The organism is Lishizhenia tianjinensis (assembly GCF_900116425.1).
GTDB lineage: Bacteria > Bacteroidota > Bacteroidia > Flavobacteriales_D > Crocinitomicaceae > Lishizhenia > Lishizhenia tianjinensis.
The window spans coordinates 201,260-219,532 of sequence record NZ_FPAS01000006.1 but is presented as its reverse complement, the minus strand read 5'-3'; the positions used below and the strand labels follow the sequence as shown (position 1 = coordinate 219,532).

At 37.5% G+C, this 18,273-nt stretch carries 15 protein-coding genes; 12 read left to right on the top strand and 3 right to left on the bottom strand.

Features of this window, described 5'->3' with window-relative positions; all coding sequences use genetic code 11:
- Positions 1-185: 185 nt before the first annotated feature.
- The 8 genes from BM327_RS14950 (at position 186) to BM327_RS14915 (ending at position 8,613) form a co-directional block, all read left to right on the top strand.
- Positions 186-857, top strand: coding sequence for a DNA alkylation repair protein (locus BM327_RS14950; RefSeq protein ID WP_090252802.1), 672 nt, complete (start codon positions 186-188; stop codon positions 855-857).
- Between the two features lie 42 nt (positions 858-899).
- Positions 900-1,799 carry a hypothetical protein gene (locus tag BM327_RS14945; RefSeq protein WP_090252798.1) on the top strand — a complete coding sequence of 300 codons (900 nt, stop codon included), beginning with the start codon at positions 900-902 and terminating at the stop codon, positions 1,797-1,799.
- A 53-nt stretch (positions 1,800-1,852) separates the two neighbouring features.
- Positions 1,853-3,043, top strand: a complete 1,191-nt coding sequence (gene kbl / locus BM327_RS14940; protein WP_090252795.1) for a glycine C-acetyltransferase — start codon at positions 1,853-1,855, stop codon at positions 3,041-3,043.
- Between the two features lie 143 nt (positions 3,044-3,186).
- Entirely contained in the window at positions 3,187-4,779 is a 1,593-nt protein-coding gene (locus tag BM327_RS14935; protein WP_090252791.1) for a SulP family inorganic anion transporter, read from the top strand.
- A 62-nt stretch (positions 4,780-4,841) separates the two neighbouring features.
- A complete protein-coding gene (locus tag BM327_RS14930; RefSeq protein WP_090252786.1) occupies positions 4,842-5,960 on the top strand; it encodes a ThiF family adenylyltransferase in 1,119 nt (372 codons plus the stop codon).
- Positions 5,961-5,967: 7 nt separating this feature from the next.
- The gene (locus tag BM327_RS14925) at positions 5,968-7,314 is read left to right on the top strand and encodes a sensor histidine kinase (RefSeq protein WP_139230408.1); all 1,347 of its coding nucleotides are present in this window, start codon (positions 5,968-5,970) and stop codon (positions 7,312-7,314) included.
- Positions 7,315-7,319: 5 nt separating this feature from the next.
- Entirely contained in the window at positions 7,320-8,012 is a 693-nt protein-coding gene (locus tag BM327_RS14920; protein ID WP_244526235.1) for a response regulator transcription factor, read from the top strand.
- An 85-nt stretch (positions 8,013-8,097) separates the two neighbouring features.
- Positions 8,098-8,613, top strand: coding sequence for a DUF4382 domain-containing protein (locus tag BM327_RS14915; protein ID WP_090252769.1), 516 nt, complete (start codon positions 8,098-8,100; stop codon positions 8,611-8,613).
- 71 nt (positions 8,614-8,684) lie between these two features.
- Here BM327_RS14915 and BM327_RS14910 read toward each other — a convergent pair whose 3' ends face one another.
- From BM327_RS14910 to BM327_RS14900, 3 genes are all read right to left on the bottom strand, one after another.
- Positions 8,685-9,398, bottom strand: coding sequence for a YebC/PmpR family DNA-binding transcriptional regulator (locus tag BM327_RS14910; protein ID WP_090252764.1), 714 nt, complete (start codon positions 9,396-9,398; stop codon positions 8,685-8,687).
- Between the two features lie 75 nt (positions 9,399-9,473).
- The gene (locus tag BM327_RS14905; RefSeq protein ID WP_090252759.1) at positions 9,474-10,550 is read right to left on the bottom strand and encodes a glycosyltransferase family 4 protein; all 1,077 of its coding nucleotides are present in this window, start codon (positions 10,548-10,550) and stop codon (positions 9,474-9,476) included.
- Between the two features lie 95 nt (positions 10,551-10,645).
- A complete protein-coding gene (locus BM327_RS14900) occupies positions 10,646-11,014 on the bottom strand; it encodes a hypothetical protein (protein ID WP_090252756.1) in 369 nt (122 codons plus the stop codon).
- Positions 11,015-11,188: 174 nt separating this feature from the next.
- Between BM327_RS14900 and BM327_RS14895 the strand changes: the two genes are divergently transcribed.
- From BM327_RS14895 to BM327_RS14880, 4 genes are all read left to right on the top strand, one after another.
- Positions 11,189-11,797: a ribonuclease HII gene (locus BM327_RS14895; protein WP_090252752.1), complete on the top strand. Its 609-nt coding sequence runs from the start codon at positions 11,189-11,191 to the stop codon at positions 11,795-11,797.
- Positions 11,798-11,874: 77 nt separating this feature from the next.
- Positions 11,875-14,016: a hypothetical protein gene (locus BM327_RS14890; protein ID WP_090252748.1), complete on the top strand. Its 2,142-nt coding sequence runs from the start codon at positions 11,875-11,877 to the stop codon at positions 14,014-14,016.
- Positions 14,017-14,116: 100 nt separating this feature from the next.
- Entirely contained in the window at positions 14,117-15,808 is a 1,692-nt protein-coding gene (locus BM327_RS14885) for a hypothetical protein (RefSeq protein ID WP_090252743.1), read from the top strand.
- 59 nt (positions 15,809-15,867) lie between these two features.
- Positions 15,868-18,204 (top strand): DUF5723 family protein, encoded by a 2,337-nt coding sequence (locus BM327_RS14880; protein WP_170853778.1) that lies wholly within the window; start codon positions 15,868-15,870, stop codon positions 18,202-18,204.
- Positions 18,205-18,273: the final 69 nt, after the last annotated feature.

The window sequence follows — 18,273 nt, the reverse complement described above, 5'->3', positions numbered from 1 at the left end:
AGAATAAAAACAAGTTTATCAAGCGGAGTCCAACAGTCAGTAGAAGGTCAGATGGAATATCATTTCGCCTTGTAAATGAAAGTTTCTTTTTCAAAATGAAAGGTTAAAACCAAGGTTGTCGAGCGGAGTCGAGATATCGAGATATCGAGATAAGTACTACATGTAGAATTAATTAGAAGAGAGAAATGAGCGAGTACGCAGAAATCATACGAGAAAAATTAGAAGCGGAGCGCAAAGAGAGCACCGCAGAAAAAATGAGCGCCTACCTTAAGAATAGGTTTGCCTCTTTTGGTATTAAATCTCCTCAGCGTAAAGAAATTCAAAAGGAGTTTTTTGCTTTACTTCCCTTAAAAGATGCTGATTTTGATTACCGCGCCTTGGTCAAAGAATTGTGGGATTTCCCAGAGCGAGAAGCCCAATACATTGCTCAAGAACTCTTTGCCAAACAACAAAAGAAATTTCATCATCCCGATGATTTGGCCTTTATCGAATTCTTGTTGACCCATAAAGACTGGTGGGACAGCGTGGATTATATTGCCTCTACAATTCTTGGTTTCCATTGTAAAAAGCACCCCGAGCAAATTCCATACATGGTAGAGCGCTTTACCGCTTCTGGTCATTTGTGGCTACAGCGTTCCACTTTGATTTTTCAATTAAAATACAAAGACGATGTAGATTTTGACTTGCTCAAAAAACAAATCTTGACTTTAAAAGGTGACAAAGAATTCTTCATACAAAAAGCCATAGGTTGGAGTTTACGCCAATATTCTAAGTATAACCCAGAAGCTGTAAAAGCCTTTTTGGAGGAACATGAGTTTTCAACTTTAGCGAAGAGAGAGGGGAGTAAATATTTGTAACAAAATTCTATTTTAGAGCTTATAAAATATAAAATAACCCCTATGAAACTACTACTTGCATTTTTGGTCTTTTTCTTAACCGCCTGTATTACCCTAGAGCCAACCTATGTTTATCAAGAAATGGAAAAGATTCCTGATACGCGAGACAAAAATGTATGTGGTTTGTTGAAAGATTCAGTGATTTTATATGCAGCTTTCGTTGATGTTGAAAAGCATCATCCATATACTGCTTTTGATTTAGCGAGTACACAAGATTCTATTAAAAAGGCTATTGATTGGATCGAAGATCAGGCTGCAAATTATGGGGTTTCATTAAAAATTAAGTTGGTTAATCATGATCAATTTAAGAGAAAAAGCATAAAGGAGAAAAATGCTAAAGTGAGTTTTGAACATTACGATAAAGCTTTTTACAAATCTGGAGTTTCAAAGTATAAGGATTATATGAATTGGTCGGATGGCATTGCCAAATACATGGGGAGAGCTAACCGAGCTGCTGTAAACAAGAATTTGGCAAGCTATGTAAGAATTAATGATTTACAAAGTTTTAATGCTGTGTTGCGCGATAAATATGAATATGAAAACATCGCTCACATGTATTTCATGAATGCCTATTACGAAGATGTAAAGGGGAATGCTTGGAATACCGCAACAGATCATAGCGTTGAATTTGCTATCATAGAAGGTAAAAGCGCGGCTGTAATTGCTCATGAATTTTTACATTTGTTTGGAGCAGTTGATTTATATCCAACGCAAGAATATTCCTTTTTTAAGTTTGATGAAATTGAAAAGAAATATCAAAATTCTATCATGTTGGAGTCTTATAAGGATGTAAATAAATTAGAGGTAGACTCCATTAATGCTTATTTCTTAGGATGGACCAATCAACTTTCTGAAGAAGATAACGAGCTCCTTTTTCACAAGCTGAAAGCTCCTGTGTACTAGATTGCCTTTCCCCTAATTTTTAATTATCTTCGTGCCTCTGAAAACAGGAAATTATGTACGGAAAAATACAAGATCACTTAGCAAGTGAGTTAAAAGCTATAGAAGAAAACGGTTTATTTAAAAGAGAACGTATCATTACTACGCCTCAAGGTGCAGAAGTACACGTAAGCACTGGAGAAGATGTAGTGATTATGTGTGCCAACAACTACCTTGGTTTGTCGTCTCACCCAGAAGTTATTCAAGCTTCTAAAGATGCCTTAGATACACACGGTTTTGGTATGTCATCTGTTCGTTTTATCTGTGGTACGCAAGATATTCACAAAGAATTGGAAGGACGTATTGCTGACTTCTACGGAACAGAAGATACAATTCTTTACGCAGCTGCTTTTGATGCAAACGGTGGAGTTTTCGAACCTTTGTTTACGGATGAAGATGCAATTATCTCTGATGAATTGAACCACGCTTCTATTATTGATGGTGTACGTTTGTGTAAGGCACAACGTTACCGTTACAAGCACAGCGATATGGCTGACTTAGAAGAGCAATTGAAAAAAGCACAAGACCAACGTTTTAGAATCATTGTTACTGATGGAGTTTTCTCTATGGACGGTGACATCGCTAAAATGAATGAGATTTGTGATTTGGCAGATAAATACGATGCATTGGTCATGACAGATGAGTGTCACTCTGCAGGATTTATCGGTAAAACAGGTCGTGGAGTTCCAGAATACCACAACTGTTTGGATAGAGTAGACATCATTACAGGTACTTTAGGAAAAGCTTTGGGTGGAGCCATGGGTGGTTACACTACAGGTAAGAAAGAAGTGATTGAAATGTTGCGTCAGAAATCTAGACCTTACTTATTCTCTAACTCTTTGGCACCTTCTATCGTAGGAGCGGCAAACAAAGTATTTGATATTTTGAGTACAGATACTTCGTTGAGAGATAAGTTAGAAGAAAACACAGCTTACTTTAAAAAAGCCATCATCGAAGCAGGATTTGACATCGTAAAAGGAGATTCTCCTATCGTTCCTATCATGTTGTATGATGCAGCATTGTCACAAAAATTTGCTGACATGTTATTGAAAGAAGGTGTTTATGCAATCGGATTCTTCTACCCAGTTGTACCGAAAGGAAAAGCGAGAATTAGAACGCAAATTTCTGCGGGTCACACTAAAGAAAACTTAGACAAAGCAATTGCTGCCTTCATTAAAGTTGGTAAGGAATTGAAGGTGATAGACTAAGATCTTGCGTTGATAAAAATCAATACAAGAAAAAGTCTTATATATTATTGTAAATTAGTCCTCATGTAGTTCATGGGGACTTTTTTTATGTCTCTATTTTACCTACCTTAAGTTCACATTCATCCGATTCCTTCATTTACACAATGGAAAATATATTTCGTCATACCGCAGCCGATATAAAAGCAGGAGTTGTGGTTTTTTTAGTAGCTCTACCGCTTTGTTTAGGTATAGCTTTAGCTTCTGGTGTTCCGCCTATGTCTGGTATTATTGCGGGAATCATAGGAGGAGTTGTTGTAGGAGCTGTGAGCGGATCTAGAATTGGAGTTTCTGGTCCGGCAGCGGGTTTAATTGCCATTATACTTTCTACTACCGAAGGATTTAGAAATGGAACGATACCCGAGGGAATGGATCCGGTTATGTACGCCTTGCGCATGCTTTTTCTTGCTGTGGTAATCGCAGGTGTGATTCAATTGATTTTAGGATTTTTGAAAGGAGGTTTTGTTGCCTACTACTTCCCCAATGTGGTCATTAAAGGTATGTTGGCTGCCATAGGATTGATTTTGATCAAAAAGGAAATTACCCATGGTTTTGGTTTTGATGCTGATACTTTGGGAGATTACGATAATGTAAATGAACAATACACCTTTTTCGAAGAATTGAAAATCATGTTCACCACGGAAGGAGCCATTTCTCCTGTTATCCTTGGTTTAACATTAATTTCTCTATTCATACTTATTGTTTGGGAGCGCGACTTTATTAAAAAATCCATTTTAGGAACTTTACCAGGGGCCATAGTGGTGGTTGTATTGGGTATTGTTTTCACGTATTTAACGCAAGGAACTAGTTGGGAAATTATACCAACCCACCGAGTGGACGTTGCTGTGGAGGGGAGATCTTTTCAGGATTTAATTGTCTTGCCTTATTTTGCAGGAATTACAAATACGGGTGTTTGGATAGCAGCTTTTACTATAGCCATAGTAGCCAGCATAGAAACCTTGTTGTGTGTAGAAGCTACAGACAAAATAGACCCGGAGAAACATGCAACACCTCCCAACCGAGAGTTAATGGCCCAAGGGATAGGGAATATTGTTGCTGGTGTTATCGGAGGTTTGCCCATTACCCAAGTAATTGTACGTTCATCGGCGAATATAGAGGCCAGTGGTAAAACGAAAATGGCTGCAGTCTATCACGGTGTGTTTTTGGTGATTTGTGTATTTACTATCCCTTTCATACTGAATCTAATTCCTTTTGCATCTTTGTCTGCCATTCTTTTTGTGGTAGGATACAAGTTGGCCAAACCGAGCTTGTTTAAACAAATGTTTGCAAGAGGTTGGACGGAGTTCATCCCTTTCATGGTTACCATAGTTGGCATATTAGCTACAGACTTACTCAAAGGAATCGCTTTAGGTTTAGTGGTGTCTGTGCTTTTTATACTCTATGATAACTTCAAGCTTTCTCATTATTTGGAAAAAAAGGAGGTAGATGGCGAAGAGAAATATGTAGTGTTGTTATCGGAACACATGACCTTTTTAAACAAGGCTTCTTTAAATGCAACTTTTGATAGTATTCCCAGAGAAGCGAAGGTTGTTATAGACAAACGACGTGTTGTACACATGGCCGAAGACATTAAAGACATCATACGAGAATTTCATCAACGTGCTAAAATAGAGAACATAGAAATTTCTTACGTGAACAAAGGACGAAATACGAAAAACTTGTCGGCCAACGGAAGTTAAAAGAAGAAAGATTTTTCGTCAAAACGACAAGGGGGTAAAGCAAGGATGATTACCTTTATCTTGTGTTAACAGAGAAAGAAAAAGTAAGATATAATCGTCATTTAATTTTACAAGGTTTTGGAGAAGAAGCCCAATTGAAATTAAAGGAGGCACGTGTACTTGTAGTTGGTGCGGGTGGACTAGGATCCCCCTTACTTTCTTATTTATGTGCTGCAGGTGTTGGGAACATAGGAATCGTAGATTTTGATACCGTGGATGTTTCTAATTTGCAACGTCAAACCCTTTACAAAGTGGAAGATGTTGGTAGTAAAAAAACGCGGGCAGCTGTAGAACATTTGAAAGCCCAAAACCCTTACGTAAATTTCGAAGTATTTGATCTTTCCCTACAAGCAGACAATATTTTTGAGGTAATAGAAGACTACGACATCGTAGTAGATGGAACAGATAATTTCCCCACGCGTTACCTTATTAATGATGCTTGTGTTTTAAAAGATAAAGTAAACGTTCACGCTTCTATCAATGAATTTACAGGTCAACTTTCCGTATTTAATTTCCTTAAAAAGGATGGAAGTAGATCTGCGAATTACAGAGATATTTACCCACAACCACCTGCTGCAGGAGAAGTTAAAAGTTGCTCTGAAGCAGGAGTAATAGGAGTTTTACCGGGTATTATGGGGAGTATGCAGGCCTTGGAAGTGGTCAAAGTAATCACAGGAATTGGCGAGGTGCTGTGTGAGAAAATGATGTTTTACAATGGACTTACACAAGAAACGTTTAATTTAAGCTTTCAAAAGGATGAGAACAATCCGTTAACACGAAAAGAAAATAAACAAACTACTTTAATTGACTACCACGAGTTTTGTGGAGTCCAAAATTTAAATGGAATGAAATCTATTAATGTTCAAGAACTAAAGCAATGGCAAGCAGCCAATGAAAATTTCACTTTGATTGATGTAAGAGAACAATACGAGTACGATCAAGCAAACATGGATGCTCAACTTATACCTATGAATGAAGTGCCAAACAATGTAGAGGCTTTTAAAAAAGAAGGGAAAGTTGTAGTTCACTGCAGATCAGGTGCGCGTAGTGCAAATGTTATTGCCTACTTAGAGCAGAACCATGGTTTGGAGAACTTGTACAACCTAGAAGGTGGAATCCTTGCTTGGTTGGACGCCCAATAATTAGAGTTTGCAAAGAAAAACTATCAATACCGTAATTGTGCTGGGAATATGTTCTATTCTCAGCATTTTGGTTATTCAAGCTTTTTGGATCAACAGTACCCTCAAGGCGCAAGAAACCAATATCAATATACAAGCAAAACAAGACAGTTTACAATTGCGTCAGTTTCATGAACAAGTGAAGGTAGCACTCAGAAACGTGACGGAAGAAATTTCTACCTATATCGCTGATAGTTCTGACCTTTACGGTAGGGTTAAACAAGTCAGCACGAACTACTACCAAGTAGATATTAACGAAGATCTGCATCCTTATTACCTAGAGCAATTATTAAAACGCGAGTTTTACGACCAGAACATCACCCAAAGTTTTCAGTACGGTATTTACGATTGTTTCAACGACAGTATCGTTTTTGGAAACATCATTCGTTATTCTACAGAAAAATACTACGAACCTATATCAGATACGGTAGCCGGTATCACTTCACCCAATTTAGATTGGGACCAAGAGGATGGACATTATTTTACGGTTTTCTTTCCCAATGTAACCCCCATCTCTTTGGCCAATTACCCAAGAAGTAGATCTCCTTGGATGTATTTAATTGCCATCGTCGCATTTATTTTATTGTTTTTTGCTTATTCAATTCGTGTGATTATTCGTCAGAAAAGACTCTCAGAAGTCAAGACCGATTTCATCAATAACATGACCCACGAGTTGAAAACGCCCATTTCAACCATCGCCCTTTCGAGTGAAACGATATTGAGAGAGGATTTATCGCAAGACAAGGAAAGACTTGAGCGCTATGCAAGTATTATTTACAAGGAAAATAAACGCTTAGAGAATCAAGTAGAACGAGTTTTAAATGTTGCCAAGCTCGATAAAGAAGAGTTGAAATTGAGTAAATCTGTTTTCTCTCTGCATGAAATTCTAGAGGAAGCCAAAGACAATTTTGAGTTCAATCAATTAAAAGATAAAGGGCAAATTTCCTTAGAATTGAATGCACGTAAAGATGAGGTGTTCGCCGATGAGGTACACATCACCAATGTAATTTTTAATTTGCTGGACAATGCCATTAAGTATTGTGAAGTGAATCCTGATATACATATTGTTACCAATAATTACAACCAAGGAGTTGCTTTGAAGATAACCGATAATGGAATTGGTATGAAAAAAGAAGATCAACGCATGATTTTCGATAAATTCTACAGGGTTCCTACAGGTAATCTTCACAATGTAAAAGGATTTGGCTTAGGGCTATACTATGTGAAATTGATCGTAGAGCAACATGGCGGAAGTATTAAAGTAAATAGTAATTTAGGCGAAGGAACAACATTTACCATCTTTTTACCTTTTAAATAATAGATATGAAAGCAAAGATTCTTTTATGCGAAGACGATACTAGTTTAGGATTCATCATTGCAGATCAATTAAAGTCATTGGGCTATGACGTACACTTGGCCTCTGACGGGAAAGAAGGATTTAAAGCTTTTAATGAAGACCATTTTCACCTGTGTATTTTCGATGTAATGATGCCCAAGAAAGATGGTTTTATGTTGGCAAGAGATGTGAGAAAGGTAAATGCAGATGTGCCCATTTTATTCTTGACGGCCAAATCTATGACAGAGGATAAAATTGAAGGTTTTAAAGCAGGGGGAGATGATTATTTAACCAAGCCCTTTTCGCACGAAGAACTTCAGTTTAGGGTAAAAGCTTTGCTTAAGCGCGTTAATGTTGATGTAGAAGAAGAGGAGGAGCACCTGGTGAAATTAGGGAGTTATACTTACGACAAAGACAACTACATGCTCACCCATCCTGAGTTTGAAAAGAAGCTTACAAAAAAGGAAGCACAAATTTTAGCCATGCTTTGTAAGTTTAAAAATCAGGTATTACCCAGAGAGATCGTTTTAAACGCTGTTTGGGGGCAAGATGATTACTTCGTAGGAAGAAGTTTAGACGTTTTCATCACCAAATTGCGCAAATATTTAAGTCAGGACCAAAAAGTTAGCATAGAAAACGTACATGGTATAGGCTTTAAATTGGAGATTACCCACGAATAATAATTCAGCTTCTCGAATATCATGGATTCTTTGGTTTCGCTTCAACAAGGCTCTACCTTTGAAGTGTACTAAAAGAAAAAGAACCATGAAAAACAAGATTTTATCATTACTTGCATTATCAGTATTACTTTTCTCATGTAATAAAAGTGAAGAAGCATCTTTACGCATAAGAATGACAGACGCACCTGGTGATTACCAAGAGGTGAACGTAGAAATAGAACAAGTAAGTGCACAAATTGATGCAGATGATCCCAACCAATCGGGATGGTATGACCTACCGACAAATCAAGGGATTTACGATTTATTAGAATACCAAGACACAAACTCATTTGAGGTAGCATACGATGCATCTTTACCAGTGGGTGTTATTACAGAATTAAGATTTTTATTAGGAGACGCCAACACTGTATTAGTAGACAGCGTTTACTATGATCTAAAGACTCCTTCTGGTCAACAATCAGGATTGAAAATTAAGAACGTAAATATTCCAGATGATGGAGTAGAGTTATTGATAGACTTTGACGCAGAAGCTTCTGTTCACCAAACTGGAAACGGAAAGTATATCTTGAAACCGGTATTGAAAGTAGTAGACACGCTATAATATCAGCTAAAAACGATGACAAATAAAAAAGCCGAGTGATGATTCACTCGGCTTTTTTTATGCTTTAAGTATTAAGCAATATTTGTAAAGACTTGTTGGATATCATCGTCATCCTCTATCTTGTCTAACATCTTTTCTATGTCTACCAATTGCTCTTCTGTAAATTCAACAGAGCTTGTAGGTATACGTTGAAGGTTTGCTTTCGCTACTTCAATATTTTTCTCTTCCAAGGCAGTTTGTAAAGTACCGAAGCTTGTGTAGTCACCGTAAACAGTAATGTTATCGTCTTCTTTAACGATTTCTTCCAAACCTGCATCGATTAATTCAAACTCAAGTTCTTCAACGTCTATGGCGTCTAAGTTTTCTTCAATTCTAAATACAGCCTTACGGTTAAACATGAATTCTAAAGATCCATTTGGAACTACAGAACCACCTGCTTTATTGAAGTAAGATTTAACGTTGGCAACTGTTCTAGTTGTATTGTCTGTAGCACATTCTACGTAAACCAATACACCATGTGGACCTTTACCTTCGTAGTTTACTTCTGTAAAGTTCTCAACATCCTTAGAAGTTGCTCTTTTTATCGCGTTTTCAATATTGTCTTTTGGCATGTTCTGCGCCTTCGCGTTTTGAATCGCAGTACGCAAAGTAGCATTCATAGCAGGATCATCTCCTCCTTCTTTTGCCGCCATAGTGATGGCCTTAGCAAGTTTTGGGAATAATTTCGACATCTTATCCCATCGTTTCTCTTTCGCAGCTCGGCGATATTCAAATGCTCTACCCATTTCTTGTCTTAAATTTTAGGAATTCAAAAGTAAAAAAATGTTAGGAATTTGCCTAGTTATGAGCGGGCTTAAGCTCTATTTCTGAAATAATTTAAGGTATTTTTCTTGATTGGCTTCAACAGAATATCCTTCTCGAACGGTTTCAAATGCCTTTTTACCGAGTTGGATACGCAAGTCTTCATTGCTAAGTAGTTCTTCCAATGCATAGAACCATTCTTCTTCGCTTTTGGCAAATCGTCCGTTAACCCCTTCTTCTATTACCGACAAATTCGCCCCTACAGGAGAAGCAACACAGGGCTTAGATAGTGCCATGTATTGGAGTATTTTAAAAGCACATTTTCCTTGGGTCCACACACTGTCTTCCAAAGGCATAATACCTATATCTATGCTATTTAAATCTTGTATCTCTGTGGTTTTATTCCAAGGGATATAGGTAAAGTTGGGCAAAGCAAAGGCTGGGTTTTCGTTAGAAATTACCAAGAAATCGAAATCGTATTTGGATTGTAATTTTTCTAGTACAGGTAATACAGCGTGCAAATATTTAGCGGTGGTATGTGTACCTGTCCAACCTACGGTAAGCCTTCCTTTTTTTCGAGGAGGAGATTGATGATAATTTAAATCTATAGTGGTAGGTATGAAATTTACTTTGGAGTTGTACTTGCGTGCGGTAGAACATAAAAATTCATTACCCGCGCTTATTAAGTGAGCCCAACGCATAATGCGAAACACTTTTTTGTACATTTTTAATTGCTGAAAACGTGCATTTTGTTCGCTATAATTTGGCAGCCAAATAGCATCGTCGAAGTCATATATAATTTTCTTGCCTAAAAGTTGAGTGGTAATCCATTCAAAAATGGGTGGACCAACGTGCGACATTTCTCTGTGGACAAAAATAAAATCGGCTTTTCGGAGTTGAAACAAGAGCAAAAAACGCCTCCAAAAACTACGCAGGAGGTGGTAAGATTTTTTTAAAACTTGACCTTCTGCGTACAAGGTTTTCCAGGCATCCTCATCATAAAAGGGATGGAATTCATAACTATAACCTTCTTTTTCGAGAAAGCTTAGGTATTGTTCGAATCGAAAACGTTGCGAGGGAGCAGCTCCTTTGGGATAGGGGGCAATAAAAAAGATATGTGGAGTGCCAGTAGCCATAGTTCAAAAATAAACTTTCAGGGGGTATACAAAACTTTTGGCACAAAAAAAGCCGCTACAAAAATTAGTAGCGGCCCTACGGTAATTAAGGTTTTTTATTTTAAATGCTTTTCGTAGAATTCAGAAACAGTGTATTCTGTATTCCCTAGCTTTACTGTTCTTACTTTGTTTGAGATTAAAAAACGCACCACAACGTGTCTTGATTCTGCTGTGTTATCCGCCATTTTTAAAGTTGCTTTGCGCGTTGTAGCATCGTATTCAACTGTGAAAAAAGATGTGTAATAAGCACTGTTTTTTTCAACCTCTTCTGCACTTGTTCCTTCTGGTAGAATAAAGCTAAAAACTCCTTTTGCTACATTTTCGCTAAACGTAGTTTCTGTGCCTTGAGCTACAGCTTGGTTTTCTTGTCCAAAGCTTAAAAAGCTGCAGGTTACTACCAATAAGAATGCAAATAATTTTTTCATGTTTTATATTTTATAGTCAAGCAATTTTCACTAAAGTTAGTAATAATTGAGTTTCTTAAACAATTAAACGTAAAAAGCTTAGGAAAAGTTGCTTCACTTTTTTACAGTTCTAAGACTACAACTTTTATGCCTTATACCTACTACAAGCTCAGAATTTTGTAATCTTGTAGCACTATGGGAAATCTATTAGCATTTGAAGTTGAAGGCCGCGTAGAAGCGGGGTGCGACGAGGCTGGAAGAGGTTGTTTGTCTGGACCAGTTGTGGCAGCCGCTGTTATATTACCACAGGACTTCACGCACGATCTCTTAAATGATTCAAAAAAATTAAGCGAGAAACAACGTTATTTGTTGCGACCGATTATAGAAGAACATGCCTTAAGTTTTGGAGTTGGAATAGTTGACCATAAAGAGATAGATGAAATCAATATTTTAAATGCTAGTTTTTTGGCGATGCACAGGGCCATAGACCAATTGGAATTAAGACCTGAACATTTACTGATTGATGGAAATCGTTTTAACCCCTATCCAGAAGTAGCACATAGCTGTATGATAAAGGGTGATGGAAGGTTTTTAAGCATAGCCGCGGCGTCCGTTTTAGCCAAAACCTACAGAGATGATATTATGGAAGAGCTGCATGAAGAATTTCCATATTATGATTGGAAAAAGAACAAAGGTTATCCTACCAAAAAACATAGAGCAGCCATTTTCGAGCATGGAGAAACGCCTTACCATAGAAAGAGTTTTAAGTTGCTTTCTGATGAACAACTTTCTCTAAAATTTTAGTTTTTTAAAGTTAGAATGTTTGCATCTTTTCATGTGCCTACATGCCTTGATGGAGAATTGAATTAATTTAGAGGTCTATGAGAGCAGTTTTGATTGTCCTTCTTCTTTTGGGAAGTTTAGCTTGGATAGCATATTCAGGATTTTCATTGATAGAAAAAGAGAAGTTTTCTTATCACCCAGAGTTTGTTTTTAATGACCAAGACAGTGTTGTTTTAGTGGTTAATCGTTGGTCAGAAATTGAAGATGCAGCACAGCTATTGCCTGCAAAAAATCCTTATTTACACTTACAAATTACTCCTCCATACACGCAATTCAAATATTATTTTTCAGCCAATAGACCCTTTTTCATTGCTCAGAAAAAAGGAAAGTGGAACCCAGAAGAACTAAAGGACTTTGCCGATCAGTTAAACCTTCACCCTTCAGAGATAAAGTATAACAATGGTGATTACCTTTTGGTGGCAAAGAAGGATATCCAACTCAATGAAGAAAAGTTAAGTTTTATAGGCCTAAACGACAAAAATGCCTCCGCAAGTACGGTTGATTTTACTACTGGGGCCAATACAGATATTTACAAAACCCAACAAGGGAATTACCAATACAAAAGTAAATTGGCACACGAAGCTTTCGGAAGTGCGGTAGATGACCAGCTGAATTTTGCTTATTTAGTTCCGGAAGAAGTGGAAGATTATACTTTTTATCAATACGCTTATTTACAACATCATGACAGTGTTTACGCAAAGGGTTTAATGGCCGAGTGGGTAGATAAGGGCATAGTCAAAGGTGAGTTAAAAGGTCAGACATTTATTATCTCAGATTACAGCGCGCAACAAAACCCCATTCTAATATTGTTGGAGAAAAGCGATAAAGTGGATACCAACTATTTGGAGAATGAAGTAAAGCATTTTGAAGGTTTCCAACTAACAAGTGATTTTCCAAAAAAGGGGAAAGCGATTTATGTTTTGGAAGTTGAGGATAAGGTAGTTCTTGCAGAATCAGAAGCCCTTTGTAAACAAATTGCCTTACACTATAAATTGGGGAAAACATTGGCGTTAAATGTGAGTAAACAGAATAGGATTTATGGAGATTTAACCCGAGAAGTACATTACAGAAAGGTGGAAGATAAACGGGCAACTTCTATTAGTTATTCAGAACTTCAAAGTTTTAAAGTGGATAAAATTGAAGGAGAGATAAGGCCTTCTGATAGAGACCAGAGAAGTAAAGTGAGAACCATTGCGGTTGGAAAAGCCATGCAAAATATACTGCCTATTTGGGACCATATACGAGGAGCCTATTCTTATTTTGTGAGTGCTAAAGACGGAGCTTATTTTCTATTCTCCTCTGAAGGGAAAAGAATATGGGACGGAAAAATAGAAGGAGAAATTAAAGATGTACAGGTGGTGGATGTTTACCAAAATAAGAAGCATCAAATCGCTTTCACTACCGAGCAATCCTTTCATATCTTAGACCTAAACGGTAATAATGTAAGTGGATTTCCTGTAAACTTTGAGCAGGCCTTAACAGCAAATTTCGCTGCAGTATCTTGGAGAGGTGAGTCGAAATATATTTTTGGAACCCATGTAGGCGAAGTAATTATGCTAAATGCCAAAGGAATGGAATTGATCATTCAAAAAACGGCACAGCAAGCTATAATTGGAGAAATTCATGGTTTAAACAGAAAAGGAACCTTAAGTGCTTGGGTAAGAACAGAAGAACAGGCGTACTGTGTTGAATTAGAAAAGTCCAAACTAAAAAACAAGGTTGCTAACTTTTCTCCCTTGCAGCTAAAATCAGGCGGAGATGTGATTGCCGTGCTCAACCAAAATGAAAAACAAGAACTGTTAAACATAGCCGGTGAAGTTGTAGGAAGTGTGGACGGAAACAAATTTTGGAAAGACGCCAATTATTTCTACGGTTTAAAAGACGGGGTGATTATAGTATACTCGGCTTATGGGGATGCTCTGACCAGACTCAATAAAAGTAACCAAGAAGTTACGCAAATTCATACTCTAGAAGTACAGGGCAGATATTATACTTTAATCCTTGACCAATTAGAAAATAATATTTACCTCTTCAACAACGAGGGGGAATTGGTGAAAGATTGGCCAAAAGAAGGCGAAGGATTATTATCATTTGTGTACAACAAAGCTACGCAAGAACTACTCGTTTTAAGTCAAGTTGAACAAAATTTAATCATCTATTCAACTTCCATTAATGCTTAAATAATTGAATTAAAATCAGGATTTAACCTAAGGGATATATAGGACTTTTTCTTTTTTCTAAGGTAGTTTTAGCCTACCTTTGTTTTGAAAAATTAACCCTATGAAAAAGTACCCACTAAGCTACTTTATCTTGCCACTGCTATTGGTTGGAATTATTGTAAGCTGTAAAAAAGAAACCTTTGAGGTAGATAAGCTAGACTTGTCTGAGGCTGATCCCAGCTTTGCAATACCTTTGGCAAAAGCAACCATTAACCTCGGAGACTTAGAAAAAGAATTTGATGAAGGTGAACTAATTTACAATGATGCGGATGAATTATTTCGCTTGGTTTACAGACAGAATATTTTTGAATTTAACGCCGGTGAATTAATAGAATTACCAAGTCAAAATTTAAACTATGCTGTTTCAGTGCCACCTTCTACCGTAACAGCTTTTAGTTTTGCACCAGCTGGCACCAGTGTTAATTTTGGAGAAACCCTGAGCGAAACCTTCGCTTTTTCCAATGGAGAAGAGGTAGATAGTATACGTTTGTCATCCGGAACATTGAACATAGATGCCTTTACAGACATGCAGCACGATGTTACCTTGAATATTTCCATCCCCTACCTAAAACAAAACGGGAATTCTTTTAACACTACTGTAGATTTATCTTTTCAAGGGTCCACACCTACACAGGAAATGCTCAATATAGATTTGTCTAACTACGTGATGGATTTAACCAAGGGTGGACAAACCAATAATGAATTAGAGGTTGTGGTTGATGTTACACTTACCAAGACAGGACAGCCCTACACCGGTACGGAAAGTATTTCTTTTGATCTGAATCTAGACCTCACAGGCTTTGAGAGTATATTCGGATACTTTGGAAATTTCCAAAATATAGTAGCGCAGGATACCCAAGATTTACCGGTGTTTAATAATTTTATTTCAGGTGATTTACATTTTGCCGATCCACAATTGAATTTATACATACGTTCTTCTGCAGGGTTACCACTGGGAATTAATTTCTCAGGTTTATACGATGGAAATTCTGGTTCAAGTCAGAGTTTAGGAGGACCTGGTTTAACGAATATACCAACCATACCAGGGGCAAGTTTTTTAGGGGATACAGCAGACTTTTTTCACAGTATAAACAATGGTAATACAACACCGAGTTTATCTCAGTTGATAGATGCGAGTCCAGACAACATCGTTTACGAACTAGCAGCAGAAACAAATCCAGATGGTTTCAGTCAGAATTTTTTAAGCAGTGATGCCATGGCCTGGGGAGATGTGGAAGTAATCTTGCCCATATTTGGATATGCATACAACTTCTCTTTTCAAGACACCTCCGATTTAGATTTGGGAGAAGCCTTGGATTTAGATCCAGAATCTAACTTTGACGATAAAGATGTAAACCGCGCAACTATTCGAATTATTAGTGATAACGGTTTGCCCTTGGCATTGGGTGCGCAAATTTATTTCTTAGATGAAAATGATGTGGTGCTAGATTCACTCTTTGCCAACCCGAGTTTAGATAATTTGATTCCAGCCGGAATTGTTGATGTTTCTCTTCCTGTAACAGACCCTAATTATGGTAAGGTGGTAGAGAGTTCTAGAAGAATAACAGATGTACCTCTGAACAACGGTCAGCTGCAAAATCTAATTTCTGGAGGAACCAAAAAGGTGGTATATAGAGCAAACTTAAACACCACTAATGCAGATCAGCAGCAAGATGTGAAATTCTACCCTGAGTATGAATTAACGGTTTCACTCTCCGCGAAAATCAATCTTAATGTTAACCTTTCTAATTAATACAAGTGATGAGAAATAGTATGTTTTTTAAAACGAGCCTAGTTTTACTTGTATTAACTTTGGTAACACAAGTTCGCGCTCAGCAAGATTATAGTTTGTATACACTCTCTAGTTTGCAACACACGCTTTACACCAATCCTGCCAATACGGTTGATGGGAAAATTTACATTGGTATACCAGCAATTTCTTCCCTGTACTTTAATTTCACCAACAATTTGGCAACGCCGAAAGATTTATTTGAAAATACCCCAACGGGTACTCGTCTACGTGTGAATCACTTAACCAATTTGTGGAACCAAAAGAACTATGTTGGTGCAAGCATTAATGTAGAGCTACTTTCATTTGGTTTCAAAATCAGAGAGAAGAATTATATACACTTTACGGCAAATGAAAATATTTTCACCCGTGTAACCCTCCCTAAAGATTTACTAACTTTCCCCTTTACCGGTAATGGAAATTTTGAGGAAACAGAGGGTGTTTTAGATTTTTCAAATATGGGTGTTGACGCCTTTCATTACAGAAGTTTTGGATTGGGTTACCAAAGAAAAGTAAATGATAAATGGACCTTTGGAGCTAAAGTGAAATTATTAAGTGGGATGAATAGTGTTTATACGAAGTCATCTACGTTTAAATTAACTACAGATACTACCACGTATGATTTAGCTGTAACTGGACGTTATGCCATGTATACCTCAGGGATAGATACTACGGAGAATGCCCCCATGGATGCCTACTACAGAAATGTAAACGGAAATTATGGGATAGCCTTAGATTTAGGAGCTTCTTACAACGTTACACCAAAGTTGAATGTTAGCGCTAGTGTTATTGATCTTGGTTTTATCAATTGGAAAAATGGTAATATCAATTTTGAATCACAAGACGTAGACATCGCTTACACGGGAATAGATTTTAGTAGTTCTTTGTTTAGTTCAGATACAACTGCAGACCCTGCCGGAGATCATTATACTGCACTGGGTGAGGAGTTTGAAAATCAAGTTCAAACGAATGGAAATACAAACTCCTTCACTACTTCTTTAATTACGCGTTTCTATGTAGGAGCGAATTATACGTTGATAGAAAATCCTAAACTGAAAGGGCAGGCCGGAGCTTTGTTTTTCGGAGAGTTGTACAGAGGAACTTTACGTCCATCACTTACGCTTTCTTATACCCAAAACCTAACTCGTAAAATTCAATTAACGGCCAATTATACCTTATTAGATAAGCGTTCTAATGTTGGAGCAGGACTAGTTTTAGGTTTAGGTGCCTTTCAAATTCATGCCATTGTAGATAATGTTTTAGCTGTTAATACCGCTGATCTTACCAGTACGGTTTCAGAAGAAGATGAATTTGGAAATCCTACCACCTCTACACAAAGCATTACCTTGCCATATAGTGCCAAACACTTCCAAGCGCGCGTAGGGTTTAATGTGGCTATTGGAAATAGAGAAAAAAATAAAAGGGAACAGGCCAAAGAAAAGGTACGTAAAGCCAAAGAACGCGAACCCCAAGAGGTCGTGAACAAGGTGAAGAAATCAGATAGAGACGGAGATGGAATCAAAAACAAGGAGGATAAGTGTCCGGATGATGCGGGTGTTTTAGCTTTTAAAGGATGTCCAGATTCTGACGGAGATGGAATTCAAGACAGTGAAGATGAATGTCCTTCTCTTCCTGGTAATCATGTAAACAAAGGATGTCCAGATACGGATGGGGATGGAATTATCGATAAAAATGACCGTTGTCCCGATGTTATAGGATTGGAGGAATTTGAAGGTTGTCCAGATAGTGATCAAGATGGTGTTCAGGATAGCGAGGATGCTTGTCCAAATACGGCAGGACTCAAAGTATTCAATGGATGTCCGGATACCGATAAAGATGGTATTGCAGACCCAGAAGATGAATGTGTTGATGTAGCCGGACCAAAGGATAACAACGGATGTCCTTACCCTGATACAGATGGTGACGGGGTGCTCGATAAAGATGATGTTTGTGTAAAAACTCCTGGAGTTCCAGAAAATAATGGTTGTCCTGTAGTAAAAGAAGAAGTGAAAAAAGTGATACAAACCGCTTTCGATAACTTAGAGTTCGAAACTGCCAAAGCAGTAATTAAGGATGCCTCTTTAAGTTCATTAGAGGCACTTGCTCAAGTATTGAAGGAAAACAATGAGTTTAATTTAAAAATAGAAGGTCATACCGATAACGTTGGTTCTCCAGAGAATAACCTTCAGTTATCGAAGGAAAGAGCAGAAGCAGTAAAGGCCTATTTAATGGAACAAGGGGTAGAGGAACAAAGAATAGAAACCTTGTTTTTCGGTGAAACACAACCCATAGCTTCTAATGATACAGAGGAAGGGAGAGCTCAGAATAGAAGAGTAGAAATGACCTTGGTGTTTGAATAGTTCTTACCAAAAATAATTTGAGAGTCCTGGCAATTTGTCGGGACTTTTTTCTTTGAAAACATCTGTTAC